Source organism: Paenibacillus sp. ICGEB2008 (assembly GCF_000307675.1).
GTDB lineage: Bacteria > Bacillota > Bacilli > Paenibacillales > Paenibacillaceae > Paenibacillus > Paenibacillus polymyxa.
In genome coordinates this window covers 24,657-50,388 of the sequence record NZ_AMQU01000016.1, presented here as the reverse complement: position 1 = coordinate 50,388, position 25,732 = coordinate 24,657, and the positions used below count along the sequence as shown (strand labels likewise).

General features: G+C 42.7%; 22 protein-coding genes and 4 pseudogenes. 9 read left to right on the top strand and 17 right to left on the bottom strand.

The window, feature by feature from the left end; all coding sequences use genetic code 11:
- Positions 1-32 precede the first annotated feature (32 nt).
- Complete coding sequence (locus C400_RS0115055; RefSeq protein ID WP_143069143.1) at positions 33-359, bottom strand: hypothetical protein; 327 nt, start codon at positions 357-359, stop codon at positions 33-35.
- 127 nt (positions 360-486) lie between these two features.
- Between C400_RS0115055 and C400_RS0115050 the strand changes: the two genes are divergently transcribed.
- Complete coding sequence (locus tag C400_RS0115050; protein WP_017427481.1) at positions 487-1,305, top strand: AraC family transcriptional regulator; 819 nt, start codon at positions 487-489, stop codon at positions 1,303-1,305.
- A gap of 81 nt (positions 1,306-1,386) precedes the next feature.
- Here the strand turns inward: C400_RS0115050 and C400_RS0115045 are convergent, their stop codons facing one another.
- The 5 genes from C400_RS0115045 to C400_RS0115025 all read right to left on the bottom strand — a co-directional run bounded on the left by C400_RS0115045 (position 1,387) and on the right by C400_RS0115025 (position 5,745).
- Positions 1,387-2,871: an alpha-N-arabinofuranosidase gene (locus C400_RS0115045; protein ID WP_017427480.1), complete on the bottom strand. Its 1,485-nt coding sequence runs from the start codon at positions 2,869-2,871 to the stop codon at positions 1,387-1,389.
- A 324-nt stretch (positions 2,872-3,195) separates the two neighbouring features.
- A complete protein-coding gene (locus C400_RS0115040; RefSeq protein ID WP_017427479.1) occupies positions 3,196-3,474 on the bottom strand; it encodes a hypothetical protein in 279 nt (92 codons plus the stop codon).
- A 98-nt stretch (positions 3,475-3,572) separates the two neighbouring features.
- Entirely contained in the window at positions 3,573-3,893 is a 321-nt protein-coding gene (locus C400_RS0115035) for a hypothetical protein (RefSeq protein WP_017427478.1), read from the bottom strand.
- A gap of 55 nt (positions 3,894-3,948) precedes the next feature.
- On the bottom strand, positions 3,949-4,893 hold the full coding sequence (locus C400_RS0115030; protein WP_017427477.1) for a Gfo/Idh/MocA family protein: 945 nt from the start codon (positions 4,891-4,893) through the stop codon (positions 3,949-3,951).
- Between the two features lie 162 nt (positions 4,894-5,055).
- Entirely contained in the window at positions 5,056-5,745 is a 690-nt protein-coding gene (locus C400_RS0115025) for a TerC family protein (protein WP_017427476.1), read from the bottom strand.
- Positions 5,746-6,100: 355 nt separating this feature from the next.
- Here C400_RS0115025 and C400_RS0115020 point away from each other — a divergent pair, with 355 nt between their 5' ends.
- Both C400_RS0115020 and msrA read left to right on the top strand, forming a co-directional pair.
- Complete coding sequence (locus tag C400_RS0115020; protein ID WP_017427475.1) at positions 6,101-6,718, top strand: TVP38/TMEM64 family protein; 618 nt, start codon at positions 6,101-6,103, stop codon at positions 6,716-6,718.
- Positions 6,719-6,899: 181 nt separating this feature from the next.
- Positions 6,900-7,872: pseudogene (gene msrA, locus C400_RS0115015) on the top strand (peptide-methionine (S)-S-oxide reductase MsrA).
- Positions 7,873-7,966: 94 nt separating this feature from the next.
- On the opposite strand, the gene C400_RS0115010 reads toward msrA, so the two are convergent.
- The gene (locus C400_RS0115010; protein ID WP_017427474.1) at positions 7,967-8,770 is read right to left on the bottom strand and encodes a lipid II flippase Amj family protein; all 804 of its coding nucleotides are present in this window, start codon (positions 8,768-8,770) and stop codon (positions 7,967-7,969) included.
- Positions 8,771-8,922: 152 nt separating this feature from the next.
- Here C400_RS0115010 and C400_RS0115005 point away from each other — a divergent pair, with 152 nt between their 5' ends.
- The gene (locus C400_RS0115005; RefSeq protein WP_017427473.1) at positions 8,923-9,111 is read left to right on the top strand and encodes a hypothetical protein; all 189 of its coding nucleotides are present in this window, start codon (positions 8,923-8,925) and stop codon (positions 9,109-9,111) included.
- Positions 9,112-9,299: 188 nt separating this feature from the next.
- Here C400_RS0115005 and C400_RS0115000 read toward each other — a convergent pair whose 3' ends face one another.
- Positions 9,300-10,004 carry a YitT family protein gene (locus tag C400_RS0115000; protein WP_017427472.1) on the bottom strand — a complete coding sequence of 235 codons (705 nt, stop codon included), beginning with the start codon at positions 10,002-10,004 and terminating at the stop codon, positions 9,300-9,302.
- Between the two features lie 445 nt (positions 10,005-10,449).
- The gene (locus C400_RS0114995) at positions 10,450-11,352 is read right to left on the bottom strand and encodes a DMT family transporter (protein WP_017427471.1); all 903 of its coding nucleotides are present in this window, start codon (positions 11,350-11,352) and stop codon (positions 10,450-10,452) included.
- 304 nt (positions 11,353-11,656) lie between these two features.
- Here C400_RS0114995 and C400_RS0114990 point away from each other — a divergent pair, with 304 nt between their 5' ends.
- Positions 11,657-12,070 (top strand): hypothetical protein, encoded by a 414-nt coding sequence (locus tag C400_RS0114990; RefSeq protein ID WP_017427470.1) that lies wholly within the window; start codon positions 11,657-11,659, stop codon positions 12,068-12,070.
- Entirely contained in the window at positions 12,057-12,413 is a 357-nt protein-coding gene (locus C400_RS27910) for a hypothetical protein (RefSeq protein ID WP_026065457.1), read from the top strand. The genes C400_RS0114990 and C400_RS27910 overlap by 14 nt, the downstream gene beginning before the upstream one ends.
- 137 nt (positions 12,414-12,550) lie before the next feature.
- On the opposite strand, the pseudogene C400_RS0114980 reads toward C400_RS27910, so the two are convergent.
- A pseudogene (locus C400_RS0114980) lies at positions 12,551-15,077 on the bottom strand (transglycosylase domain-containing protein).
- A 192-nt stretch (positions 15,078-15,269) separates the two neighbouring features.
- Between C400_RS0114980 and C400_RS26870 the strand changes: the two are divergent.
- Positions 15,270-15,724: pseudogene (locus C400_RS26870) on the top strand (Y-family DNA polymerase); the annotation flags it as partial.
- A gap of 204 nt (positions 15,725-15,928) precedes the next feature.
- On the opposite strand, the pseudogene C400_RS0114965 reads toward C400_RS26870, so the two are convergent.
- From C400_RS0114965 to C400_RS26860, 4 genes and pseudogenes are all read right to left on the bottom strand, one after another.
- Positions 15,929-17,198, bottom strand: a pseudogene (locus C400_RS0114965) (DNA polymerase IV).
- A gap of 794 nt (positions 17,199-17,992) precedes the next feature.
- Positions 17,993-19,033 carry an NAD(P)-dependent alcohol dehydrogenase gene (locus C400_RS0114960; RefSeq protein ID WP_017427469.1) on the bottom strand — a complete coding sequence of 347 codons (1,041 nt, stop codon included), beginning with the start codon at positions 19,031-19,033 and terminating at the stop codon, positions 17,993-17,995.
- Between the two features lie 495 nt (positions 19,034-19,528).
- Positions 19,529-19,873 carry a hypothetical protein gene (locus tag C400_RS28730; protein WP_081338578.1) on the bottom strand — a complete coding sequence of 115 codons (345 nt, stop codon included), beginning with the start codon at positions 19,871-19,873 and terminating at the stop codon, positions 19,529-19,531.
- Complete coding sequence (locus C400_RS26860; protein WP_017427467.1) at positions 19,864-20,019, bottom strand: SDR family NAD(P)-dependent oxidoreductase; 156 nt, start codon at positions 20,017-20,019, stop codon at positions 19,864-19,866. Before C400_RS26860 ends, C400_RS28730 begins: the two co-directional genes overlap by 10 nt.
- 225 nt (positions 20,020-20,244) lie before the next feature.
- Between C400_RS26860 and C400_RS0114945 the strand changes: the two genes are divergently transcribed.
- Complete coding sequence (locus C400_RS0114945; RefSeq protein ID WP_017427466.1) at positions 20,245-20,907, top strand: helix-turn-helix domain-containing protein; 663 nt, start codon at positions 20,245-20,247, stop codon at positions 20,905-20,907.
- 648 nt (positions 20,908-21,555) lie between these two features.
- Here C400_RS0114945 and C400_RS0114935 read toward each other — a convergent pair.
- The gene (locus tag C400_RS0114935) at positions 21,556-22,413 is read right to left on the bottom strand and encodes a GRP family sugar transporter (protein ID WP_017427464.1); all 858 of its coding nucleotides are present in this window, start codon (positions 22,411-22,413) and stop codon (positions 21,556-21,558) included.
- A 136-nt stretch (positions 22,414-22,549) separates the two neighbouring features.
- Entirely contained in the window at positions 22,550-23,389 is an 840-nt protein-coding gene (locus tag C400_RS0114930) for an AraC family transcriptional regulator (RefSeq protein WP_017427463.1), read from the bottom strand.
- 280 nt (positions 23,390-23,669) lie between these two features.
- On the opposite strand from C400_RS0114930, the gene C400_RS0114925 reads away from it, so the two are divergent.
- The gene (locus C400_RS0114925; protein ID WP_017427462.1) at positions 23,670-25,034 is read left to right on the top strand and encodes an MFS transporter; all 1,365 of its coding nucleotides are present in this window, start codon (positions 23,670-23,672) and stop codon (positions 25,032-25,034) included.
- A gap of 317 nt (positions 25,035-25,351) precedes the next feature.
- Here the strand turns inward: C400_RS0114925 and C400_RS0114920 are convergent, their stop codons facing one another.
- Complete coding sequence (locus C400_RS0114920; RefSeq protein WP_016822341.1) at positions 25,352-25,639, bottom strand: stage VI sporulation protein F; 288 nt, start codon at positions 25,637-25,639, stop codon at positions 25,352-25,354.
- Between the last annotated feature and the right edge of the window lie 93 nt (positions 25,640-25,732).

Sequence of the window (25,732 nt, the reverse complement as noted above, 5' to 3'; positions counted from 1 at the left end):
CTCCTTCACCTCTTTGTCAAGATGAATTTCCGTTATATCTGTTCCATTACACCTGCTTGCCCGCCTCTGGTATCGCACATCTGCAGTGCCTGGCAGCCAGGTACCGGCAGATAAAATGCAAGCTCCATCTCAGGCCGAAGCATCGATCCATCCACTTTGTATACGTTTTCAACACTCAATTTATCGACCCTCTCCTTGGCCCTTCCATTCAATAGATCACCAAAGGTCACTACTTCAAAGGGCGGGTTGGTTTGGAGAATTTTAAGATATACCGAGCTAGTGTTACCACAGCTGATAATCCCGGCCTTGATTCGTTTTACGTCTTCACACTCCTTGGCCTCTAACATGTACTTTCTCATCTAACATGTAAGCTTTACAGTTCACATGGTATTCTATTTTGCTTTCGTTTAAAATGAATAATATGATTAAAACATGAACAATCTGGTCAATATTTGAAACAGCCATATGCCCAAAGGAGTCATCATCATGTCTATCATTGAGCCTTGCCAGGTTCTTACCGCAGGCTATTCCTTCCACCGTAAGCCCTTTTATTCGAACCAGCCTGATGGAATCAAAAATTATTTATTCCGTCTGCAAACAGATGGACGCTGTCAAGCACGCATTGACGGGAAAATGATACGGATTGAGGCAGGTGATCTGCTGCTGTTCAATCCAACCGAGCCTTATGAACTGGATATTCACAGTGAGTTGAATCTCATGGGAGAACAGGTTGTTGAAAGTGGGGATTATCACATTTTTTTCGGTGGTCCGTGGGTAGATGAGTGGTGGAATCATCACAAACGTCCCAACCGAATTAAGGTTCAACTCACAGAAGCCCTGCTTGGTCTATTTCGTCAGCTCGTGTTGGAGCAGCGACGTATTTCTAATCCTTACCCGGAAATATCAAGCTATTACATACGCATTTTATGTTTGGAGTTTGACCGTATACTATCTGAGCAACCCATTGCTACTCATCATAACTATCTTGCTTATCAGATAAAAAATTATATTGAAGAAAATGCATCATCTAATTTTAAGCTGGATGATGTCTCTTCACACGTTGGAATCAGCGTATCACGAGCGGTACACCTTTTTAAAGAAACGTTCGATACGAGCATTATGCAGTACACACTGGACATCAGGCTCAACATGGCAAGGGAGCGTATCATTTTCAGTCCCATGTCACTGGAACAAGCCGCCGAATCGTCAGGATTTGCGAACTACACATACTTTCATCGTGTATTTCGTTCCCGCTTTGGTATGTCGCCCAAGGAATTCAGGTTGATTCACCGCGAGCAATTGTAGGAAAAAGAGAGAGCGTTCAGGAGAACGCTCTCTCTTTTTTATAACAATATATCGATACTACTCACATACCACAATCTGTTTTTACGGAGCAATCGTCAGCATCACAACTGACATTGGTGGCAGCGTAACATCCAAATGCTGTTCTTGCAGTTGATAAGATGTAAAAGCTTCCTTTTTCACCCGCTCTGGCTGATCAAATGTATTATGTGCCTGCATATCGTCACTGGCTAAGACAACACCATTGATCTCCTTAACCTCTTCGAGCCCTCTTAGCTCAAGGCTCAAATTTGCCGATTCACCTGGATGGACGTTGCATAAGCTTATATGAATAAAGCCATCTTGTGCCTTAGAGGCGGACACACTTACTTGTGGGATGGAATCTCCATCATACTCATAGTTGCCTACCTTCGCATGAATTGCCAGTGCTTGTGCATCCTGATGCACTTTGAACATTTCAAATACATGGTATGTCGGCGTCAACAGCATAGCAGGGCCTTCTGTCAAAACCATCGCTTGCAAAACGTTGACCATTTGAGCAATGTTGGTCATTTGCACACGATCATGATGATTATGGAATATGTGCAGGTGTAGTCCGGCTACCAGCGCATCCCGCATCGTATTTTGCTGATAAAGGAAGCCAGGATTGGTACCCGGCTCGGTCAGGAACCAAGTTCCCCATTCATCGACGATCAGCCCGACCCGTTTGTCACGATCATATTGGTCCATAATGGCAGAGTGACGAGTAATCAGTTCATCCATATGCAATGATTTTTTCATCGTCTCAAACCATTCTGCTTCATCAAAACCAACTGCGTGTCGTTTCCCTTCCCAACTCCCCGGAATTGTGTAGTTGTGTAGACTCAAACCGTCCATCAGATGCCCGGCTTCGCGCATCAGCACTTCGGTCCAACGGTAATCATCCACATTCGCCCCACCAGCTATTCGATAAATGCGATTCTCTCCATAGTTACGGACATATGTCTGATAGCGGCGATACAAGTCGGCATAATATTCAGGGCGCATGTTACCGCCACAGCCCCAGTTTTCGTTACCTACTCCAAAATATTTGAGCTTCCAAGGTTTTTCACGACCGTTTTCCTGACGCCATGCAGCCATAGGGGACTCCCCGTCAAAGGTCATGTACTCTACCCACTCCGACATTTCCTGCACTGTACCACTGCCTACATTCCCACAAATATACGGCTCTGCATTCAATAGCTCACACAGCTGGAAAAACTCATGTGTACCAAAATGGTTATTTTCAACCACACCGCCCCAGTGCGTATTTACCATTCTTTTGCGGTTTTCTTTCGGTCCAATCCCATCTTTCCAATGATATTCATCCGCAAAACAGCCCCCAGGCCAGCGCAGCACAGGAATGTTCAGCTGTTTCAGCGCTTCCACCACATCATTTCGAATTCCGTCAGTGTTAGGGATTGGAGAGTCCTGTCCCACCCATAAGCCTTCATAAATGCATCGTCCAAGATGCTCAGCAAATTGCCCATAAATATTTTTATTAATTATGCCCTGTTCCCAATCGGTATTTACAATAACAGAACCCTTCACAACAAACCCTCCCAAAACATTAAGATTGTTGGAATACCACATAATGATTACGCTTTCATAACGGCATAAATTACACTCTCACTACCGTTACTTTTTGGACTCTAATGTTACACGTTGTTATGCCTAAAAACCTGTTGATTAATATAAATATTAATAATTAAATAAAAACATTTTACGTGTTTAATATATTTTATTGTCTACAATTTGTCAATTGCTAACAACAAAGTCCAAACAAACTAAAAAGGTCTGCCATTTTAGGCAGACCAAGGTATGGCTACTTTATCCTGTAAATATTAGGTTAAACTGGGGCTTGAATTGTATTTTTCAAGCTGTTCCCTGCCAACGTGAACCATGGTAGCTGGGACAATTTTGAGCTGCTGCCAGGGCACGTATACGAACAATACTTCCGCTAATGCCACATGTATGCCCCGACATTAACTCCTCGCATTGTGCGCAGGCCAACAGTCTGGCTTCGTACACTTCATCGTTTACACATTCCATTTTGGGTCTCATATTGTTTAGAATTCTGGCAATTTGCTCTTCCGATAAAGCGATATCTCTTTCACAGCCTTTACAAGTACTTGGCATAGGTATATCTTCCATTATCAGCGCATCCTCCCGATCAACAATATACTCTAATAAAAACGGTTATTTCCACGATGCCCTAAATGATTTTACCAGATGCTTTATTTTAGCTGGACTTATTTCCGTTCCGACGGGAGCTGAGCGGCCGCCTCAGATACGATCATCGCCAAGTCCTCATTTCCGAACATGGACAGGACGCCTAATACCGTATCCAGCGGAATATCACCTGCTTCTTCTCGCGATACAGTCAGCTTGCGTATTCGTAGCAGACGCTCGTTGCTATCCTGCTGTGGATAGGCTTTACGATATAGTTCCTCTGGCTCCAAGCCGTTATTAATGCACCATTGAGCAAACACAAGGATCATCATATCCTCTTCTTGCTTATAATTTTCAATGATGGCTTCTTCTAGCTGTTTACCGCGGTTGTCTTCTTCCATTGATACATTTCTCCTTCAACCTAATTCTTGATGTCTCCATCGTCATGGTTCCTTATTAATTACGCAAACAACTAATCAGTTCTTCTGCCAGCATATGGCTTTCCAGGACTTTTCCAGCTTGTATCGCACACTCCTCCGGACGATGAATATGCTCCAGAAAATGATTCACCACCCCGGTAAATCCCCGTCTTTCTAATATTGTATCCCAGCTTCCAAAGGTTTGCGTTCTTGATAAATTATTTTTTTGCATGAAAACAGCCTGTTCCATATTGGTTACTTCAACAGACCGTCCTGCCCCGTGAAGCTCCAGCTTCTCTATGTCAGCCCCTGCCTGTCTGCTCATACTGTATGTACCGGCAGCATTCCCCAAACGCAAAGTCCCAAATGCAGCGTCCATGTAACCTTCACTCGTTGTATCCAGACTACTATGCAGTAGCTCATAATTATCGCCACCCAGCCATAATAGCAAGTCAAGCATGTGAATTAAATCATCATAAACCGTCTGTGCCGCCGGTCTACGATCATATCCAGTTCGGTGTTTAATCGCCGCACATTGACTGAAACCACCCACTTCCTCTAGCCAAGCTTTTGCAGCCACATAGTGCGGAGCAAAACGCCGATTAAAACCTACCGCCAGCAGTACAGCCTGCGCTTCCGCGAAAGCAGTCATTTCCAAATTCTGACGAACATCATAGGACAATGGTTTATCCACGTACACCGCTATCCCTTTTTCAATACACGCCATAACTAGGTCAAAATGAGCTTCGGTGGCCGCATGTATAAATACAGCTTCCGGCTCCCATGCCAGCATTTCCTTCACGTCCGTCGTTCCTCTTGGTAGTCTATACTGCTCCATAGTAGAACTGACCGGCTCCTGTGAACGGTTCATCACTCCTACAATGTCTACGCCTTGGTGTGCAGCCAGTAACGGCAGATACACTTTACGAGCGATTCCACCTAATCCTGCAATAGCTATTCTTGTCTTGATTGGCTTGTCCATATCGTTCCACCTCTAATCACTCATTTCATCTGTTGTCTAGTTTACATGGAAGTCCGCTGACAAGCAAAGAAAAGAGACTGCTCCTGACCCAGATGGATCTGAGGAACAGCCTCTAAGACTTGAGTATCCAGCTTCAGCCAGATTACTTCAATATAAGTTAGCTTATGCGTGCAACGCTTCTTTTTTTGTTTTCTCACTTTTAACTTTTTTAACACGCATCCCGATGGCTACAACCAGAACTACAATCAAGACTTCAAAACCGTATTTAACGACTCCATTTGCGAACCAGTGTGCAATTAATGGCTCGGCCACCACCATTTTAGCAGCGGTATACGCTAATACTGCGGCTCCAATCGTGATCACTACTGGGTAACGTTCTGTCAGTTTCAGAATAATCGTGCTTCCCCACACCATGATCGGAACGGAGATTGCCAGACCTAGAATAACCAGTAGCATATTTCCATGAGCGGCTCCCGCAACAGCAAGCACATTATCGAGTCCCATCATGGTATCCGCAATAATAATGGTGCGAATCGCTGCCCACATCTGATTTGTAGCTGAAATTTCATGTTTTTTCTCTTCGACCAACAACTTATAGGCGATATAGATAAGGGCCAGCCCCCCAACCAACCGCAATCCATATATTTGCAGTAAGTATGTGACTAGCACGGTAGCAATCACACGAATGACGACTGCTCCGACCGTTCCCCAGATAATGACCTTCTTTTGATTGGCCTTATCAACATTCCGCGCTGCCAAGCCAATTACGATCGCATTGTCACCAGCTAGCACCAGATCAATGATAATAATGGACAATAATGCGGTTAAAAACTCAATTGACAAAAAATCCATACGTTTCTCCCACCTTCTTTGTTTATTTGTTATACTGTACATAGTTCAGCGCTTTATACTAAAAAAAAAAGCGCCATTTCGCGGAATCCGGAAACGGCGCTTGACCCAATTTTGGCATCAAAAAAAGACCATTTACCCGGATTCCTAAAATCCTGGCAAAGGTCTCGCTTACAACATTACGTTGCCAATAAAGCCGGGGATTAAGAATCCCGTAATGACGACTTTACTCGCTGAGCTACTCCCCTTTGGGAACTATTCTGTTAGTGGCAGTATAGCATACATTTTTGGGAATGTGAACCCTATTTTTTTCTGTATAAGCAAAAAGCCGAACAGGGATATTGAAAGAGGTATATAAATGAAAAAATGGTTACTCCCCGCGGCTTATGTTTCGCTGCTCTGCATTGCGTTTATCTACAGATATGATTGGCTAGCATGGGCGGACAAACAAACCTCCTTTCCGGTTCTGCTACTGCTCGCATTTTTATTTGCGTTAATTCCGTTTATCCCTTACAAGCTGATTATCGCTTCCATTGCTTATGCAGCAGGAGCCTGGCAAGGTGCTTTGATTTGCTGGCTTGGCACTACTCTCGCTGCGTTGGTCGTTTACAGTGCTGTACGTACCCTGTTCCGTGACAAAGGACGTGCATATTTGGAGCGTGTTCCCGCACTGGAGCGCTTCAATCAGGTCATGGAGAAAGATCCTTTTACTGCTGTGCTACTGGCTCGCCTGATTCCAGTCATTCCTCAGGCAGCTGTAAATGTATATGCCGGAGTAGCAGGGTTTCCATTTTGGAGCTTTATGCTAGGTACAGCGATCGGCAAACTTCCCGCAATTGCAGTGTATGCTTATGCAGGCGGTACCTTTGCGGAACATCCAATCACGGGTTTGCTTATTTTGCTGCTATATACTGCACTGGTAGGTGGAGGGTTTGTACTTTACAGAAAAAGAGTTAGGCGCGTCAACAAAACATAACACCAATGAGTTTGTGCCACTTCTGTAGAATGTTTGATTGCTTTTTTTGGGACACACTACAGCTACGCAGCTGAGTACTTTCTGATGTTTCGTTGGATTTTGCAAAAATCCCGTATATAATTTAATTGTAAGCTATTTAAATAACAACTAATTAAACATTCTCAGATTGGAGTGATAAAATATGAGCACCAACAATCCAAACACGGTAGAAAAGGCAACTTTTGCGGGCGGCTGCTTCTGGTGCATGGTCTCCCCTTTTGAGGAAATGCCCGGTATTTTGAAGGTTAGATCTGGATATACAGGGGGACATACCGAAAATCCTACCTATGAAGAGGTATGCTCTGAAACAACGGGACATGTGGAAGCCGTGCAGATTACATTCGACCCCCAAGTGTTCCCGTATGAAAAACTGTTGGAGTTATTTTGGCAACAGATTGATCCAACGGATGAAGGTGGACAATTTCACGATAGAGGTTCATCCTACCAAACGGCTATTTTCTATCATAATGATGAACAACGCATCAAGGCAGAGGCTTCCAAAGAAGCTCTTGCTCAAAGTGGCCGTTTTGACAAGCCCATTGCAACATCTATTCTGCCTGCCGCAACTTTTTATGAAGCAGAAGAATATCATCAGGACTATCATAAGAAAAACCCCGCTCACTACAAACGTTACCGCAAAGGGTCGGGACGTGAAGATTTTATTGAGCAAAATTGGGCTGCCAAGATTGATAAGTCCGGGCTCAAAGATCGGCTGACGCCTATTCAATACGAAGTAACACAAAAAAAACGCGACCGAGCGCCCATTTCAAAATGAGTTTTGGGATCATGAAGCTGAAGGCATTTACGTGGATATCGTATCAGGAGAGCCTTTGTTTAGTTCACTGGACAAATATGATGCGGGTTGCGGCTGGCCTAGCTTTACCCGTCCGTTGCGCAGTTACAATGTCAAAGAAAAGACCGATCTCAGCCATTTCATGATTCGTACCGAGGTGCGAAGTCGCGAAGCAGACTCCCATTTAGGGCACGTATTCGATGATGGTCCAGGTCCAGAGGGTTTGCGTTATTGTATCAATTCTGCCGCGCTCCGCTTTGTGCCTCAGGAAGACTTGGAGCGTGAAGGATATGGAGCATATAAGTCATTATTTGAAAAGTAAGCAGCCGTAAAATCATTAAGGCTGACCCGGAATCATCTTTATTAGATGGTCACGGGTCAGCCTTTTTTGGATATGGCAGCACATCTTTACTGATCTAGCTCATCACCCACCCAAGCCAAATGGCTAGCGGTACCAGCAATAGCTGAGCTAATAAAGTTCCTGCCAAACGCGAGATGATCATCCAACCGTACACACTATTCATCCGAATTAGGGGTAGCTCCCCTCGTAGCGTTTTTTCTGACAACACCGCCAATCTTGGATCAATTAACAAGGTCAACAATACCGTTGCGACGCCATTGATTAAGCCTGACGACATTGACATTGCCGTACCTTGGGCGGGCCATAGAAATGACGCATACAAGGCAGATACCACTCCAGTTGTATAAATTGCGGTAACGGCAATATTTAAAATAATTAGACGCTTGGGGATCACTCCACTGATCAGGGAGGTAAGCATGGACCAGCTAGGGCGCTTTATGTAGTAGCCTGCATGCTTCCAGCGATTTCGACTCATTAAATGACGTATTAAAGCTGGAATAGATCCAGTATGCTCCAAATGCACAATCCATCTGGCTGACATGCGCACCACTGTTGGATACAGTAATATAGCAAACATAGTTCCAACGGTGGCGGCCAGCAATACCCCGTGCATATACAGTTCCAGTCTCGTATCCGTTCCGCCCAATTGGGCTGACTCTTTAGCCTGATCGACCATCCCTCCAAGTAAAGGCCCCTGCGCCATATTGGAGGTGCGTGAAACCAACAGCAGCATTCCGGCCACGGTTAAGGCCAATCCAATCCGACGTGCTCGCAAACCACCAAGCCGAAGAGCATAAGACAAGCTATCGGTAGTATGAATGATGATGGTTAGTAAAAAAACGAAACCCCAGGCAAGCAAATGTTCCACTCCTTTTTCTGGTATTCTGCACACCATTATACGCCTTTTCTCAAGATATATTTTACAATACATTCATTACCTTAATTTTTGTTTGTCTAAGCCAACAACGGGTAATACATAATACAACATCTGCTAAAAAGGAGTGTGCAACAATGCCTTGGAACAAACATGATTACCCGCCATCCATGAAAAATCTGGAACCCCGGGTGCGAGAAAAAGCCGTTGATATCGCTAACGCTCTACTCCGCGAGGGCTATGAAGAAGGGCGTGCTATTGCGATTGCCACTGCTCAAGCTGAAGAATGGAACGATAATCATCCAGTAGAAGAAAATAAGAAGTAGAAAAAATATAAAAACAGCATTCAAGTTACAATGGGTATGACCAAAATTTTGCTTTTTCTAATTCTAAAGAGTCCTTCATGTGCTGCTGAACGTGAATTGCCGAGCGATCAAAGAAGAGGGAGATGAAGCTGAATACAGCGAAAGGGTGTTACGTAAGAAGATTTCTCTCCTGACGTAACACCCTTTCCTTATTGACGAAGGCTGTGGACGACCGGCACTGTTTTGGCAACTACCTTTTTAGCGGGATTAGCCGCTGGCAGTACCTTTTTCACAGGTCGGTGCAATTGGAACGTGGTCGTCCATGTAATTATTTTTCCGGCAAGCCACACAGCCAGTATAGTAAACATTGTTTCCTTTACAGGCAGATACAACAGCGATAATCCTAGCACGATGATGTCACTGACAATAAACACGTTGCCGATTTTCCATCCGCGCCACTCGCTCACCAGCAGAGACAAAATATCATCGCCCCCGGTTGCTCCACCGAATCGCAGTACGATTCCGGCTCCTAAACCTGTGAGCACCCCACAAAGTAGAGCTGCTATCAGCAGATTTCCATGCAGATCTATAACCAGAGTCGAGTATTTCTCAAATCCTGCATAAAACAGTGAAAAGGCGACGGCTCCGATTAATGCTAGCATCATAAATCTTTTGCCCTTCAGTACCCATGCCAGCAATATGACAGGAACATCAAGCATCAGCATACTCCATGCTGGAGATATGCCAAACGCATAATGCCCCAGCAGAGCTAAGCCTGCAAATCCGCCCTCTGACAAATGATTCTGGGCGTTAATGTGATAGTACGTAAAAGCTAAAATGCATGTTCCGAGCAACATGACAGCAATCTGTCTCAGTGCTCCATTGTTCACGATAGATTCGTAAGTTTTCCTCATACAGGCTCCCTCGGTTTCTCGTAAGTTTGATGTGGATGAACCCACTCTTACGGAAGCAACCTGGTAAGATGTGCCTGGAGGACTTGGTCCTTCGCATGTACAATCCCCTCTTCCGCAGAGTTGGCTTTCGCAACTTGACGTTACTCCGCGGAAAAGCTAAGTATAAGACAGATCAAATCGTTTCCAAATCGTCCTTTGGGGAAGTATCCTTCGGGGACACATGGTATCCTGATCCTTTCTTTTGTGGAATAAAACTCCGACATTTCTGTGGTGCATATAATTCTATAATTTATTATACCACACCTTGTCACCTGCTAAACAGCTTGCTTTTTTGCTGCACCATATTTTATTTTATGTGTGAGCATGCTTTATTGTATGTGCGAGTTGACGCATTATACCAAAGGTTTGGCGAGTACACACTCAATGACCTGAGTGTGTTTTATTTTCACTTTGGAGTTATTACCCTTAGTTTGGCTGTTCTGCGCTGATTGGCCATAAATACGCCCCCGAGTATAAGAACCAGACCGGTCAGCACGTTCCAGCCGATATGCTCATTCAGAAGTAAAAAGCCCCATACGATGGCACTCACTGGTACAAAATACGTTACCGAAGAAGCGAATTCCGCACTCCCCCGCAAAATCATATAGTTGAACAAGATATATGCTACCCCTGAACCCAAAACTCCTAGTCCTATTAGGGAACCTAATACTCCTGGAACAGAAACGATCGACAAATCTGGTCTCTCTACAATTACCATCATAATACCACCCCCTGCTGCCGCACCAAACAGTGTCGCAAAGGTAGCCTGATACATGGAAAGATTGGAGAGAAAACGTTTGGAGAGCTGTGTTCCAAATCCGTAGCAGAGAGTCGCAAGCAGCATACATCCAAAACCTACCGGATCAACAGAAATAATAGAGGCAGGATTAATACCCAATAAAATAATAATTCCTATAAAAGCGAGCCCCATTCCTAACCACTGCAGGCGATGAAATATAGCTCCGAAGAAGACAAGACCCACCAACATAGTCCATATTGGCGTGGTGGCATTCAATACAGAAGCCATGCTGCTAGCTATTCTGGTCTCACTAAAACCAATCAATGTCCATGGTAAAACCATGTTGACACATGCTACCAGAATAACCGATTTCCACGGAATGCTTTTGATTTTAAACGGCTTGCGTATAAGAAGCATTAATAAGATGATAAAAATAAGACCAAAACTGGATCGCAGAAATACAATGGTCCACGGTCCTACTTGATGTAGCAATAACACCTTAATAAACATAAAAGAACCGCCCCAAATAAGGCTCAACAATAATAAAGCTGCATATAACGAACGTGACAATATGTAACCCTTCTTTCTTGACTCTCTTATGTTAAATAGTAAAAAACGTCGTTATCAGAACGCTATCCCCTTCTATGTAAGTTTTTTATCCATTAGCTTAACATAAACTCTGTTTGGCTGTCATCGGCCCTATATGCAAGAATCTTTACATAATGGCACATGGAAGTAGCGCTCCCCGCACTTTTCCAATAATTGATGATTGCTTTAGCAACAGAAAAATTCCTATGATGAAGTATATTCAGAACATACGTTCTGAATATACTTATTATATATTGTACTTTCACTCCGCGTAAAGGAGATATTTATGACAAACAGAAAGGTACTTGATAACAAGCATAAAGCTCCTTTGCCTTCTGAAGAAGACGCAGGACTGATCAAGATGTGTGTACTTCTAACACTTGTACTGGATGTGCTGGAACGAGACATTCGCATTATGAATATCTCTCCTCTAAAAATGCCCGATTTGTATATTCGTAGCCTGACTGGAGTACAACAGCGCGTAACTGTTCAATTAGCAGACACAAAAGCACGAATGAAAAGACAGGGAGTGAAAATATACAGCGAAATCCGAAATCATGAAGGCGTAGAGGTTTTGTATGTATGCCGAGGTTACCAAAGACGATTTTTCATGCTTTCATCCTTTGCCCGCAGTGAGGTTCGGCGTAAACTCGGATACTACCTGGGAATTGATCTGACCCAAGACTATGACCCCTTATAATCTCGCCTTGCCTACTTGCCTGAACAAAGAGAAAATTTTAAAGCCCATTGGTTACATGCAAATAATTTGGCTCGTATTTTCAAAAAGGAGAAGTCTAAAATATGAAAAAAGAGCAGAGCCGCATAAAATGCTGGCTCTACTCATAATTACAACAGGCTGCTGGGATCAGGACAGCTTAAAGGATGCCAGATTGGCAAATGCATCGATTTATGATCTTACTCCTAAGGGCCTACTCCAGCAAACACTAGAAGTTGTAGATGAATCTCAAACCAATGAAGGTAAAGTACCAATGAAGTTTATTCAGGCACCGAGAATTCTGTCCGACAGATGTACCGGAGCCTGACTATCCAACTTCCCATTCAAGGTAGCCATTGTAATGGAATAGCGTTGGAATGAGGAGTATCCCCGTGTCCGTTTTCATCTGCAGGTCACTGTCAATATTGTTGGAAACGGTATTCTAAACTAGATCGTCCATGTTGCTTAGTTGTTGGATTGATCAGTCGTTGGTTCAGGATAGATAACCTCATCAGGCTGAGTTTTTGGAGCACCATTCTGGTTTTCTGATTCAGGTGGTGTCTCCGGCTCGTTTTCAACAGAAGGTTGCGAAGTATCCGTTGATGGCACATCGTTATTCTCATCAGGCGGTTCGATCTCTGCGTCTGTGTCAGGAACAGAAGGAACTGTTTCCTCTGGTGGAACCTCCTCTTGATCTGTTACTGGTACCTTAATCTCAGGGACATCTTCTTTCTTGATATCTGGTTTGGACGGAACCACTGGTCTAGCAGAACGTGGAAGCTGTTCTCTTCCGACTTCGGTCGGCACGTACTTTTGGTTAAACCAGTCAGTCACGAGGTGACCTGATTGGCGGGAATAGCGCCCTGGCAGCTTACCTGTAAGACTAGATACCGTAACTTTCACAACGCCTTCCGGCTGTATAAAATGCTTATTCTTAAAAAGCTCAGGCTGGTCCTTGACCGCCTCATTCATGATCAACGCCCACACCGACTGTGCTCTGGTGTGACCTTCTTGAGATAATGTATTAACCTGTTGACGATAACCAGCCCATACGCCTAGCGTAACGTCAGGTGTGTATCCCATAAACCACACATCACCAAAGTTCTGTGTCGTACCCGTTTTACCCGCAATATCAATGGTACCGTAGCTCTTAAAAGCTTTTTGCAGACGTTTGCCAGTTCCTCTTGGGTCTGATATAACGGTTCTGAGCATATCCGTCATCAAAAATGCGGTTTGCTGCGAATATACACGTTTCGTCTGTGGTTTAAATTCATATACAATCTTACCGTTGGCATCTGTAATTTTACTGATCAAGTGAGGGGCATTATACACGCCCATATTGGGAATTGTTCCATATGCTGCGGTCAGTTCCTCGACAGATACCCCCTTACTAAGTCCACCTAGAACTCCTGTTTGAGCATGTTCATCCTGCGGCTGAATCGTCGTAATTCCAAGAGAACGCACAAAATTCCAAGCGTTTGGAATTTTAACTTCATATAAAAACAGCCTCAGTGCAGGGATGTTAATTGACCGATTGAGTGCTTCACGGGCTGTCATAAGCCCCTCATACCTTCTGTTATAATTTTTAGGAATATGATAACCCTTTCGTCCGTCTTTCAATATGATTTGTGAATCATCAATAAGACCGGCGGGCTGAGTGTAGCCCTTCTCCAAAGCAGGTAAGTAAGCAGCAATAGGCTTCATGGCAGAACCGGGCTGACGTGTCATTTGAGTTGCATAGTTCATTTGCTCGGTATTAAAATCCCGGCCCTCGATCATACCGAGGATAGCCCCTGTTTTATGATCAATCATGATTGCCGCAATCTGTTCTAGTCCCTTCTTCTTACTGTATGGAGAAAAATTTTGTGGATTAGCTGCAATCTGTCGCATATTGCTATAAATTTTTTTTATTTATCGTTGTATAAATTCGATAGCCGGACCGTTGCAACTCTTCTCGCGTATTTTGAAGAAGTTCAGCATGCTCAGGCTTAGAAATCTCGGCTGCTGTGAGATTCGGATTTTGCTGGAGTGCTAACAGCTGTGCGGCCTCCCGCTCTGTTTCCAGCATCAAATAAGGGAATGTGTTATAGCTTTTTTCGCGATGGGGTGCAAGAGTCGCTCTCACATCAAATTGAAGCGCATCATTATATTCGGACAGTGTGAGCTTGCCTGTTTCCAGCATTCTTCCCAACACAACACGTTGGCGCTCCATCGCTTTGTTGAAACCTTCTTCATCAAAATTCCCTTTACCATCAAAAGCGGAATAAACAGATGGCAGCTGTGGAAGACCTGCCAAATAAGCCGCTTGAGCAATATGAAGCTTATGTAGATCACTTACATTAAAAATTCCTAACGAAGCAGACTTGATTCCATACAAATTGTAACCAGCGGAACCATTACCAAAAGGCATTTTATTTAAGTAAGCCGTTAATATTTTGTCTTTGCCCATAAAACGCTCCATACGTAGTGCCAGCAGCATTTCCTTCACCTTTCGGCTGTCCGTTTTATCCAGACTGAGGAAAACTCTTCGGGCTACCTGCTGCGTCAGTGTACTGCCGCCAGTTTGGCGGTTTTCATTCAAAAGTTTCTGTTTGACAGCACGAGCCGTCCCCTTTAAATCTACACCATGGTGCTCATAAAATTGGCTATCTTCTGTTGAAATGAGGGCATCCACAATGGACTGAGGGACATCCTTCAAGTCAACGAGCTGTCGGTCCTCTTCCATGCGCATTCTTCCAACCGGAGTTACCTGATCATTAAAAAATACAAAACTGGTCAGAGCATTCTCATTTACCTTTTCATATATCAATTGACGTGATCGTACAGGTTCATCATGAACCAGTGCCGCCACATAACCGGAAATAAGACCTCCGGCAAACAGCACTCCAAGTACACCCGCAAGCGAGAACCACTTGATATTAATCAGCAAAACTCTGCCAAAAATGCGCCACCTACTGCGTTTTTGAGATGATGGTCGACGTTTTGGGTTCATAAAAATGGTTTTCTCCCCTCAATATTCATTCATTTCCACTTGTTTTTGTTCAAGATAATATGATACGCCATGCTAGGTTTCCCGTAAACTGTAATGTTCCAAAAAATACATTTGTATTAGGAACACTTGTTCTATATATAATACTACTATAAGGGTATATGTTCAAGAATATTCTGGAATATGATTAATCACATGCCAGGAGAGGAGGTCAACATTGTGAAGGAGCGTGGAAGTAGAACCATATTTCTATTAGATTGCCAAAGCTTTTACACCAGCGTCGAAAAAGCGGATAATCCCGCATACCAACATAAGTCGCTCGTTGTGGCCGGTGACCCTGCACTTCGTTCAGGCATTATTTTAGCCACGTGTCCGCTGGCCAAAAAACATGGTATATCCACTGCAGTACGTCTGGGGGAAGCTGTAAAAAATGTCCTGACCTTATCATTGTACGCCTGCGCATGCAGCATTATATCGATGTCTCATTAAAAATAACAGAAATCTATAATGAGTATACGGATTTGGTTGAGGTTTTCAGCATTGATGAACAATTTCTGGATATGAGCGGAAGTCTCTCCCTGTTCGGAGATCCGTTGAGTATTGCAAGTGAAATTCAGCGGAAAGTGCTGGGACAAACAGGAGTATGGATCGAACCGAAGGAAAAGTATAAAACACAGCTAAAATACCAAATAGCATTGTAGTATTAACAAAGCCCAGCAATAATTTTCTAGACTTTAATTCAAAGATTAACAGTTTTTTAGTTTTACCTGTTTCCCAAGAACTCTTCAGACCAATATGTAGTGGGATCTGACCTTGCTCTAGTAATTCTAAATTACATCAGTATATCCCTTCATTTATTTATAATGCCCCCCGATTTTTAGGGATCTCTCCAGTGCCTGACCAGCTTGGGTCAAAGAGGACGCTCTTACGATAGCTGCGCTACCATAGCGTTCTTTAATTTTATCTGTTGCTTCTTCCAAGGAGCGGATACGCTCATGATCCTCAAAGAAGGAAAGTTGATAAGTTTGGTCGTCAACCAACCCACTTAAAGTGACACCTAAGCGTCGTATCGGCATACCGTTCCAAAAATTATAAAATATTTTTTTTTGCTGCGTTGTACACTTTATTCGTATTGTTAGTCGGATCTGTAAGCTTCATTTGCCTGGAAAATCCGGTGGGAGCCTCATATGGGCTACATATACAACTAACGGTCACGACAGAGCCCATGCACCCCTTACGACGACTGTCTCGACAAACTTCTTCCGAGAGTTCAAGCAGGATGGTCTCTACTTCATTTGGTTCCAGATAATCTTGGGGTAGGGTCATCATATGGCTTACCGACTTTTGTGGAGAACTGAAGGTATACGGAGCTACAGGACTCTCATCTAGACCATTGGCTGTTTTCCACATGACCTCCGCCTGTATATCCGACTGTTTTCCAAAACGAGCGCGAAATTTAGACTTAAGATCTGGTAGAGAGGTTCTAGCGATATCTCCAATGGTTGTCATACCAAGCCGCTCAAAATGGGACGACATCCGCGAACCTACCCCAAACATTTTATTAACTGGCTGTGGCCAGAGCAGCTGCTCTAATTCTGTCTTGGGCAACGTGAATATACCGCTTTTAATTTTTTTAGCCCAAATATCGGTTGCGCTTTTGGCAAGAACCTTATTGGAACTGATTCCTATTCGTACCCAAACCCCGGTTTGTAAAAGAACCTTCTTTTGAATTTCTCTTGCAACGGTTAAAGAATCTCCAAAAATTTTAAAACTACCCGAAATGTCCAGAAACTGCTCATCGATACTAAACACCTCTACCAGGTCAGTGTATTCCTTGTATATATCCGTAATTGCTAAAGAGACATCGATATAGTGTTTCATACGGGGACGGACGATCACAAGCTCAGGACACTTCTTGAGGGCTTCACCGAGCCGTTCTGCTGTAGACACCCCGAAACTTTTGGCCATAGGACATGCTGCTAAAATAATTCCAGACCTGCGTGCAGGATCGCCTGCTACCGCAAGCGGTTTATTTTTATACTCTGGGTAGGAAGCTTTTTCTACACTCGCATAAAAACTCTGGCAATCCGCCAAAAGAATTGTCCGCTCAGTTGTTTTAGTCATGCTGCACCCTCCAAAAAAACGATCATATACATACGAACATGTATTCTTATTTATTATAAAGCCAAACATTAGTTCTGTATTCAGGTAATTTATAGGATTATGTAAATTAATCATCAATGATTGGGTATCTGGTACGAGCGTGAATCATCACATTATTTCTGTGATCATAAAGGCCAAGAAAGCTTAATGTGCTCGTGGGGGATGAGGATCGGAACGGAATTCTGGTTGGCTGGGCTTCATCTTTTAAATGTCAACAAAAATAAAGAACCAATGTATAACATTTTATCTTGTCTTGAAAAAGCGGAAACTTGGTATACACATTTGAATTCAATTAAAAAAAGGCTTTCTTCAACGATGTCGTAGGTACATTTCCGCTGTATGGACTGAATTCCATGACATTTATAGTTCCCAATGTACTTTTAATTTCTTGAAAAGCTCTAGTAAGCTGTGCTTTGTTAGTAACATCCGCAGCAAAACCTTGAGCCTCAATTTAGTTAATTGCTCAGTATACTGGTCTAGTTTCTCTTATGTTCTTGAAATCATAGCGATACGAAATCCGTGTTTACCAAACGTCTTAGCCAGTGAAAAGTCCAATCCGGGATCTGCTCCAACTATGACCAATGTTATCAATGCAAATTCACTTCTTCTCTATTCTTATGAGCTAATTTACTAGCGTATTAATAAATTAGAAAAGCGGACGAGCAGCAATTCGTCCGCTCTATTGTAAGTCCTGTCTTTCAGATAAGTGCTTTTGATGATGTTTGTGTCTATTGAGTTATCCTCGAAAATACGACTTAAAAGGTAGATGTATCAATAACAAATCGATATCGTACATCATTTCGGATAAGTCGCTCAAAAGCTTCGTTGATTTGATTGGTGTGAATTACCTCAATTTCAGGGACAATACCATGCTCTGCGGAGAAATCAAGCATTTCTTGGGTTTCAAGAAGATCGCCTCCAGGCGTTGCTGCAATTCTGCGACGACCCATAAGCAAACTGAGCGTATTAAATTGGTTCGGCTTACCGGAATCACCGATGATAACAAACGTACCATTTATATTAAGCATGGATACGTAAGCATCTAAATTAAGACTTGCAGAGGTCGTGTTGAAAATCACATCAAATTGACTAGCTAGCGTCGAGAATGTGTCAGGATCGTTCGTTGCATAGTAATGATCGGCGCCAAAACTTAGCGCATCGCTTTTCTTATCCATTGTCTGACTCAAGGCCGTAACTTCAGCTCCTAATGCATGGGCATATTTGATAGCTAGGTGGCCGATACCTCCAATACCGACGATAGCGACTTTTTTGCCTGGACCTACTCCCCAATGTTTCAAAGGATAGTAAGCCGTAGCTCCTGCACAGAGTAGTGGACTGGCAACATCTAAGCCCAAACTATCTGGGATCTGAAGTACGTAATTTTGCTTCACTACAATTTTTTGACTGTAACTACCGTAAGTAATATTTCCATCGTAGTCTACGGAATTATACATCATGACCATGCCCTTTTTACAGAACATATTCTCACCACGTAGGCAATTCTCGCACTCTCCACAAGAGTTCACGAGAGGCCCTACTCCAACCCGGTCACCCACTACAAACTTAGTTACTTCCGTTCCAACCGCTTCTACAATTCCTGTCATTTCATGACCGGGAACCATTGGGAATTGAGAGTAACCTCCATCATTATGGACCATATGAACATCGGTGTGGCATACACCACTATACTTAATATCGATTAGAACATCATCTGGGCGCAATACCCTCCGTTCAATCATCGTCCGTTCAAATGGCGCATTCGCACTGGGAACACTCAATGCATGAACTTTACACATACTTGTTATACCCCTTTCATTTTTTCATATTATATATTTCAGATATCAGCTAAATTGTTGTATTTGAATTGTATTCGTATCCCTATCTCATCCCCCTTCATACACTATTTCCAGCCTACACTTAGGTACAGCGTGATAACGCATCTAAGGTTGTCTTAATGGATACTTATAGTTTAAAACTCCAGATCTATGGTTAACATAGCCTGATTACAGACAAAGTTGTCCCTATTACTGATTATTAGGAAAGAAAATGAATACAAAAAGCCCCTCAACTTCAGGAAAGCAGAGGGGCCATCGTTAAACCTTATTATTGCTCCGTACTTATTTATTCATATAAGGGCTAATAACCTTTTGGCAATAATCCCAAACTTTTATTTCGTTTTCTACAGAATAATATCGATCCCTTGGTTTTTCCTCCTTCATGTTACCAAAGAATTTCCCATTAACCTTTTCTACTTCTTGTGATGTGGCCAAATATACGGTTGTAGCTCCTTTTTATGGCGTATTCATGAATGGAAGTGCCAACTTAAACACTATATTATTAATAAAACCTTTATCGTTGTCTTGTCCAAATCTAGTCGCAACAGCACCAGGATGTAACACGTTCGCAGTTATATTTTTCAGTCCCCTTCTCATTAGTTCAGCTGACCAGTGTCTTGTGATCCAAATCGTATACAATTTGGAGGATGCATACGCACCGGACCAGGTGTAGTCCTTTTCCAACTGTAAATCGCTGAAATCTGGTTTTTTGGCAATCCTATGTGTTGCGGAAGAGGTATTAATGATCCTTGCTGAGGGGCTTTTTGAAAGAACATCTAATAATAACTCTGTTAAGAGCAATGGTGAAAATACATTAAGGGTCTCTGTGCTTTGTTTTGATTCCGTCCATGAATGATCACAGTGTGTCCCTGCTTTGCCATGGTTTTCGCCGCAACTTTTCCGATTCCATCAGTAACTCCAGTAATAAGGATGATTTTTGTAATCATCGTAATTCTTCTCCTTTTCATTTAAGTAATATATTTATACTGCAACCCATTCGATTAGGTACGTATCCAGGTTACTGATGATATTGTCCAGATTACTGATAAATAGTTCTGTAATTCAAACAAGTTTATCGTGGATTAGACTATGTCTTACTTGAAATTCAAAGGATATGATAAGAAGAGCTTTCTATTTGCGAGGAATTGTTTTGTTCATAAGGAGGGCAAATCATGTTAACGGTTGAATCAATATCTGACTTACATGAATTACTCGGATACAATAAACCTAAACATCCATTAATTACTGCGATGAATTTTGAAAATGCTAATCCATCGGAAACCATGTTTTTTGAATACGAAGCAAATGAAGCCTTGCAGCTCTCTGAACAAGAGAGAGAGACGATTGAACGTATAGTGAAGAACATTGAGAATGAATACAGTAAAAATATAGACCTTTACACGAAAGAACTCGTTGTGTCCAATTTGGAATTACTCTTAAACTACGCTAAACGCTTTTATGGCAGGCAATTTATCACTAGAGCAGTGGTTTATAAAGACGCCGTCACCAAGTTCGAAGAGCTTTTAAATGAACAGTGTACAGTGGATATTATTGAAAGATCAGGTACACCAAGTGTAAAAGGCCTTGCTCAAGCAATGGGGTATTCACCTAATTATCTTTCGGACATGCTAAAAAAAGAAACCGGTAGAACAGCTCAGGATTTTATCAAATCCAGGGTGCTGGAACTTGCAGAAAACTTGCTTTTAACGACTAAAGAGCCTATTCATCAAATTGCTGAGAAGCTTGGATTTGAACAGCCTTCTAGCTTCACAAAATTTATAAAAACGCACTTAGGTTTGAGTCCAATGGATTTCAGAAGACAGCATTTGGTATGAATAAAATTAAAAAAGGGGTTGTCTCTATGTTTATTTTGAGACAAGCCTTTTTCCTAATGTTCATCCTATCCATCGAAATAGAATAAAAACATTATATTGACACTTTTTGAGCCTCTCAAAACTGTAAAACATCATTGCATTTATTAATTATTATAAAATATAACTAAATAAGCTTGTCCGAATAACACACCTATCTTAAACACCTGTAATCAGGAAGTATGCGCAACGAAATTTCTGCCATGTACAAAGCTGTCTGTCACATATATTAATGCACCACATTTATGACTGTAGTAAAGTACAGCAAACGGATAATCTTTCTATTATTTATAAAAATGCTTTTACAGCGGGAGATGTTATTTCAATCTCAAAAGCTACTCACCTGAAAACTACTTCCTTTGACAGTGATTGCGCGTCCTATGACCGCTGTTAAACACAAAATTCCAAAAAAACCCTATGCAATGGTTAAACCATTCACATAGAGTTTTCTCATTATCCGTTTACTTGCGAAAGCTAATATTTTTAATATTTCCGCCTCGGTCAGCCGCAATCTGTAGCTTGCAGCGCTGGACGAGAACGGTACGCTACAAGCTATCTCAAAAGGTACGGGTTTGTAATCAGCGCATTCCGCTAATATTCAATTGCTAAATCTCAGAGCTTGACCAGGCTAATCAATCCCACTCCGACCATGATTACCGTAATGCCGGCCAGTAGACGAAGCCATTCGCCGGGACTCTTCTTTTCCCTGAAAATCAGAATACTGCCAACACAGGAGATGGCGATACTCGCCTGAGAGATCGGAAAACTGGCAGCGACTCCAATAAGCCCATTCGAAATGAATAGCGCCAAATTTGCCACGCTCCACGACAAACCCGTAGACAAATTGCGCAGCACCTGAACCAGATGAAGCTTCTGCCCTCCCTTACAGTTCATTAAAAGCGCAGAACACAGCATGCCAAGTGATTGCGGTAAGATGACCGACAGACCGGAAACATGAAAGATTTGATTAATAATAACATACAAGGTTAAGGCTATACCCGAACAAACCAACATGACAAGAATTTGAAGGGGCAAAGGCTTGGACAAACCACTTGATTTGCCCTGATAGCTCGTCAGCAAGATGCCAGACAAAATAAATATAAGCGCTGCTAATCCAATACCAATTTGGTACCCGGTCGTCCATTCGCCCAAGATTAGTGCTGCAAAAAGCGTCGTTCCCATGAGTTGCAGCCCGCAAATAATAGGAATGGCCGTTGAAACGCTTACTTTCTGGAAAGCTTGAAATTGAAGCAACTGTCCTACGGACCAAAACACACCAGAGACAAAGCTCACAATAAATGGTGTGACTTGAAAGTTAACAGGTGAGTACGAATACAGGCACAGTGCGAACAATACGGCACCGATGACCGTCCCCGTCAGTTGCTCGCGAGGACTGGCTTTTGTCAGTTGCGCCAGTATTGGCATGAATCCCCAGCCTATGGCTGGAATAAAGGCAATGAGTGTATCCACATGCAGTTCCCCTCTCGTAAAGTGAGTTCTTCCGCGCAATCCTTTAAAATACCATGCAGGAAAAACCAACAGCTTTACGATATCAAAACAACCCTACCTCAAGCACCAGTATTTTTAGAAGATATATATAGTAAAATCAAAGAATTTTCTCACGATAAGCGCTGGGGGAAATGCCCATCATATTTTTAAATGCCCGCGAAAAGGTCAGTTGATCCGAGTAACCGACAGAATTGGAGATTACTTGAATAGAGTAACTGGTATCCTGTAACAGCTCGCATGCCTTTTTAATCCGAATGTTCATTAAATACTGCTTCGGTGTTTCACCTATTTCCTGCTTAAAAACAGAGGTCAAGTAATTGGGGTGAAGTCCGAGATACTCTGCCACCTCACTGATTTGAATGCCACCGTTGTAGTTTTTCTCCATATAGTTGATAGCTTGAACTGAATAGGGAAGCTCTTCTTTCACAGGCATCGTTTCACCTGATTCATGCACCAACTTGGCGAGAATATGGCATAAATAGCCCTGAATAGCCAAGGATGAAGAAAGTGTATTATTCCCTATACGAAGCATTTCAAGAATAGTCGAATGAAAAAAAGTGATGTCTCCGATACTTACCACATACGGATTATCCTGAACAAGAGAGATATTCTGCAAGTACATTTCGGACTTGATCCCCATAAACCCTACCCAGCTGTACTCCCATGGCTCGTACTCATCAGCTTGATAATAAGCGGCCTTATTGGCAGGGATTAAAAAAGCCTGTCCCTTCTCTATGTTATATGTTTCCTTATCTAATACCAGATTGCCTCTACCCTTTAATACAAAGTGAATAAGATTGAAATCCCTGGCGATAGGTCCGAAATCCTGGTTGGGAGAACAAGGCTCCGAGCCACAATTATACAGAATTAAATCTGTAATATTTTTATGCTTTGAACTGGTACGTGTATCTACAAATTGAATCATATTGTCACCCATCCCTAACCTCCATGCTTCAGAATTTTATAGTTAACCAAAGGGCGGTGTCCTCGTAACAAATATAGCATAAATTAAGAAGCATATCCTAAGACCTAAAATGAAACCTTAATCCGTAAATGTATGCAATAATCTTTGTTTTTACTATCTTCTACTTTAGAAAAATCATGTACTCCTTCCACAGCTTTTGTTATTCTGTATCTCAAGATAACGCTTACAAGTTCTCATAACAAAATATCATAACAGGCTGTTATGATCGTCAATTTTTGAAAGGGGTTAAAATATGCTTACTTCTGCAGCTGCAAAAAATAACGACAAAGTCAGTTTAAAAACACTGATCTCTTACTCACTGAGTAGTTATGGGATGAATGTTATTTACAATTTAACCGCCGTTTATCTCATGTTCTTCTATACTGACAGCTTCGGATTAAATGCGCTTGCAGTCGGAACATTGCTGATGGTGGCACGGGTGATTGACGCGGTCGTTGACATCTTTATTGGCATTGCAGTCGACAACACGAATACGCGTTGGGGGAAATTTAGACCTTACATGTTCATCGGGGCTTTCTTGGTAACACTCACCACCTTGGCGCTTTTCCTCAGTCCGGACCTTTCTTCCGCCGGGAAGCTGGTTTATGCCTATGTTACCTATATCGCTTGGAGCATTAGCTATTCCATATTGGACATTCCATATTGGTCACTGTCCGCCGCTATAACCAAAGAAGCTGCAGAACGAACCAAGGTCGTGACTGTTCCTCGTACGGTTGCAAGTGCCGGCTTGTGGACGGTCAATGTCGTAGCGCTTCCCCTCGTCCATTTCTTCAACGGGTGGGCTGGAGCGGTTGCTGTACTTTGTGGCCTGTTCTTCGTCTGCATGATGTTTACGGTGTTTGGCGTAAAAGAAAAACACGTAGTGCCTCGCCATGAAAAACAAACGTTAAAAGGAGTACTCCGCCTATTCTTCATTGAAAACCGACCTTTGCGGCTGTTGATCATCTCGTTTTTTATTATCGAAATGACTGCCAACATTCGTAATGCCTTTACTTTGTATTATTTCAAATACAACCTAGGTGCCGAAGCATTCATTCCACTGTTTATGGGACTAACCGTGGGATTTCAAATCGCAGGTAACGTCGCAGTTCCGTTCATTGCCAAGTGGATCGGCAAAAAAGGCACTAGCATAGCAGGGGTGCTAATCACCTCCATATCCATGATAGCTCTTTTCTTCTGCGGCAACTCTATTGTACTTGTCTTTATTCTCAGCTGTATCATTTCTTTCGGTGTGGGGCTGAACTATGTTGTCATGTCCACAATGCTAGCAGATTGCGTCGATTATGGAGAGTGGAAAACTGGAAACAGATCAGAGGGGATGGTTTTCTCAGCTAACGTTTTCCGGGCCAAATTGGCGGCCGCAATCGGCAGCGCCGTGGGTGGTTATGCGCTGGCGTTAGCGGGTTATCAGCCTAATATCGTCCAAACAAATACAACCCTTATATGGCTCACACTACTATTTACAATTATTCCGGGGGTTCTGACATTTCTCTCCGTATTTCCAATGAAGAATTATGAGCTGACGGAAACAATGAACAGAAAAATTGTCCAGGAGGTTCGGGCAAGACGGGAACAAGGTGAACCATCCGTACAGTAACCGGATTCTGGTCCTTCGCGTGATGCGCTTACTGGAGCAGTCACCGTGCTAACCTTTACAATTTTCTGGGCTAGGGAGCGTTCTCTGCACCGAACAACGGTACGTCCAGGTGTACAGGCCATGGAACGGTCTATCAAGATTGGTGGTTATTACAAATAGAATTTCACACTAAAAGACTACTGCCTATTGCCCGGGGAATGAAATACAAAAGCCTTAAATAAAGCCAAAAAGGATCGCCTAACATCAGGCAATCCTTTTTTTTATCTATGCTTCACATAAAACATGGAAAGTGCTTTGAAGCACCCGTTCGAACAGCATCAACGGAACATTCCCCATAGCTTGATCAGATGGAACGTATTAGACGGGTCAATTTTTTGTGCCAATACGAAGGCAGTCAGTTGCTCCTCCTGTGTAGCCGTCAATCGCTCGTTTAAAATAGCAGAAGTGGTCTTCACAAGATGACGCACCTTAGCTTTGTTTTGCAGATCTGCTTTGGTCACGCCCTCGATCTGCTGCTTAACCCGCTCCTTGAGCGCACGATTTTTCATTTTTAACTTAATCCGCTCCACCAATTGCGGACTAATTCCATATTGCTGATAGCTCAATGTTGCCACACCTCCCATATCATTCGGTCATTCCCAAATATATGACGGTCAGCCTGTCCATTGTACCTATCTGTTAGAAACGTTTAGAACATC

Excerpts from the sequence above, each read along its gene's own strand:
- C400_RS0115055 (WP_143069143.1), bottom strand. The coding sequence starts at position 359 with ATGAGAAAGTACATGTTAGAGGCCAAGGAGTGTGAAGACGTAAAACGA.
- C400_RS0115050 (WP_017427481.1), top strand. The coding sequence starts at position 487 with ATGTCTATCATTGAGCCTTGCCAGGTTCTTACCGCAGGCTATTCCTTC.
- C400_RS0115040 (WP_017427479.1), bottom strand. The coding sequence starts at position 3,474 with ATGGAAGATATACCTATGCCAAGTACTTGTAAAGGCTGTGAAAGAGAT.
- C400_RS0115035 (WP_017427478.1), bottom strand. The coding sequence starts at position 3,893 with ATGGAAGAAGACAACCGCGGTAAACAGCTAGAAGAAGCCATCATTGAA.
- C400_RS0115030 (WP_017427477.1), bottom strand. The coding sequence starts at position 4,893 with ATGGACAAGCCAATCAAGACAAGAATAGCTATTGCAGGATTAGGTGGA.
- C400_RS0115025 (WP_017427476.1), bottom strand. The coding sequence starts at position 5,745 with ATGGATTTTTTGTCAATTGAGTTTTTAACCGCATTATTGTCCATTATT.
- C400_RS0115020 (WP_017427475.1), top strand. The coding sequence starts at position 6,101 with ATGAAAAAATGGTTACTCCCCGCGGCTTATGTTTCGCTGCTCTGCATT.
- C400_RS0115005 (WP_017427473.1), top strand. The coding sequence starts at position 8,923 with ATGCCTTGGAACAAACATGATTACCCGCCATCCATGAAAAATCTGGAA.
- C400_RS0115000 (WP_017427472.1), bottom strand. The coding sequence starts at position 10,004 with ATGAGGAAAACTTACGAATCTATCGTGAACAATGGAGCACTGAGACAG.
- C400_RS0114990 (WP_017427470.1), top strand. The coding sequence starts at position 11,657 with ATGACAAACAGAAAGGTACTTGATAACAAGCATAAAGCTCCTTTGCCT.
- C400_RS27910 (WP_026065457.1), top strand. The coding sequence starts at position 12,057 with ATGACCCCTTATAATCTCGCCTTGCCTACTTGCCTGAACAAAGAGAAA.
- C400_RS0114960 (WP_017427469.1), bottom strand. The coding sequence starts at position 19,033 with ATGTGTAAAGTTCATGCATTGAGTGTTCCCAGTGCGAATGCGCCATTT.
- C400_RS26860 (WP_017427467.1), bottom strand. The coding sequence starts at position 20,019 with ATGATTACAAAAATCATCCTTATTACTGGAGTTACTGATGGAATCGGA.
- C400_RS0114945 (WP_017427466.1), top strand. The coding sequence starts at position 20,245 with ATGTTAACGGTTGAATCAATATCTGACTTACATGAATTACTCGGATAC.
- C400_RS0114930 (WP_017427463.1), bottom strand. The coding sequence starts at position 23,389 with ATGGGTGACAATATGATTCAATTTGTAGATACACGTACCAGTTCAAAG.
- C400_RS0114925 (WP_017427462.1), top strand. The coding sequence starts at position 23,670 with ATGCTTACTTCTGCAGCTGCAAAAAATAACGACAAAGTCAGTTTAAAA.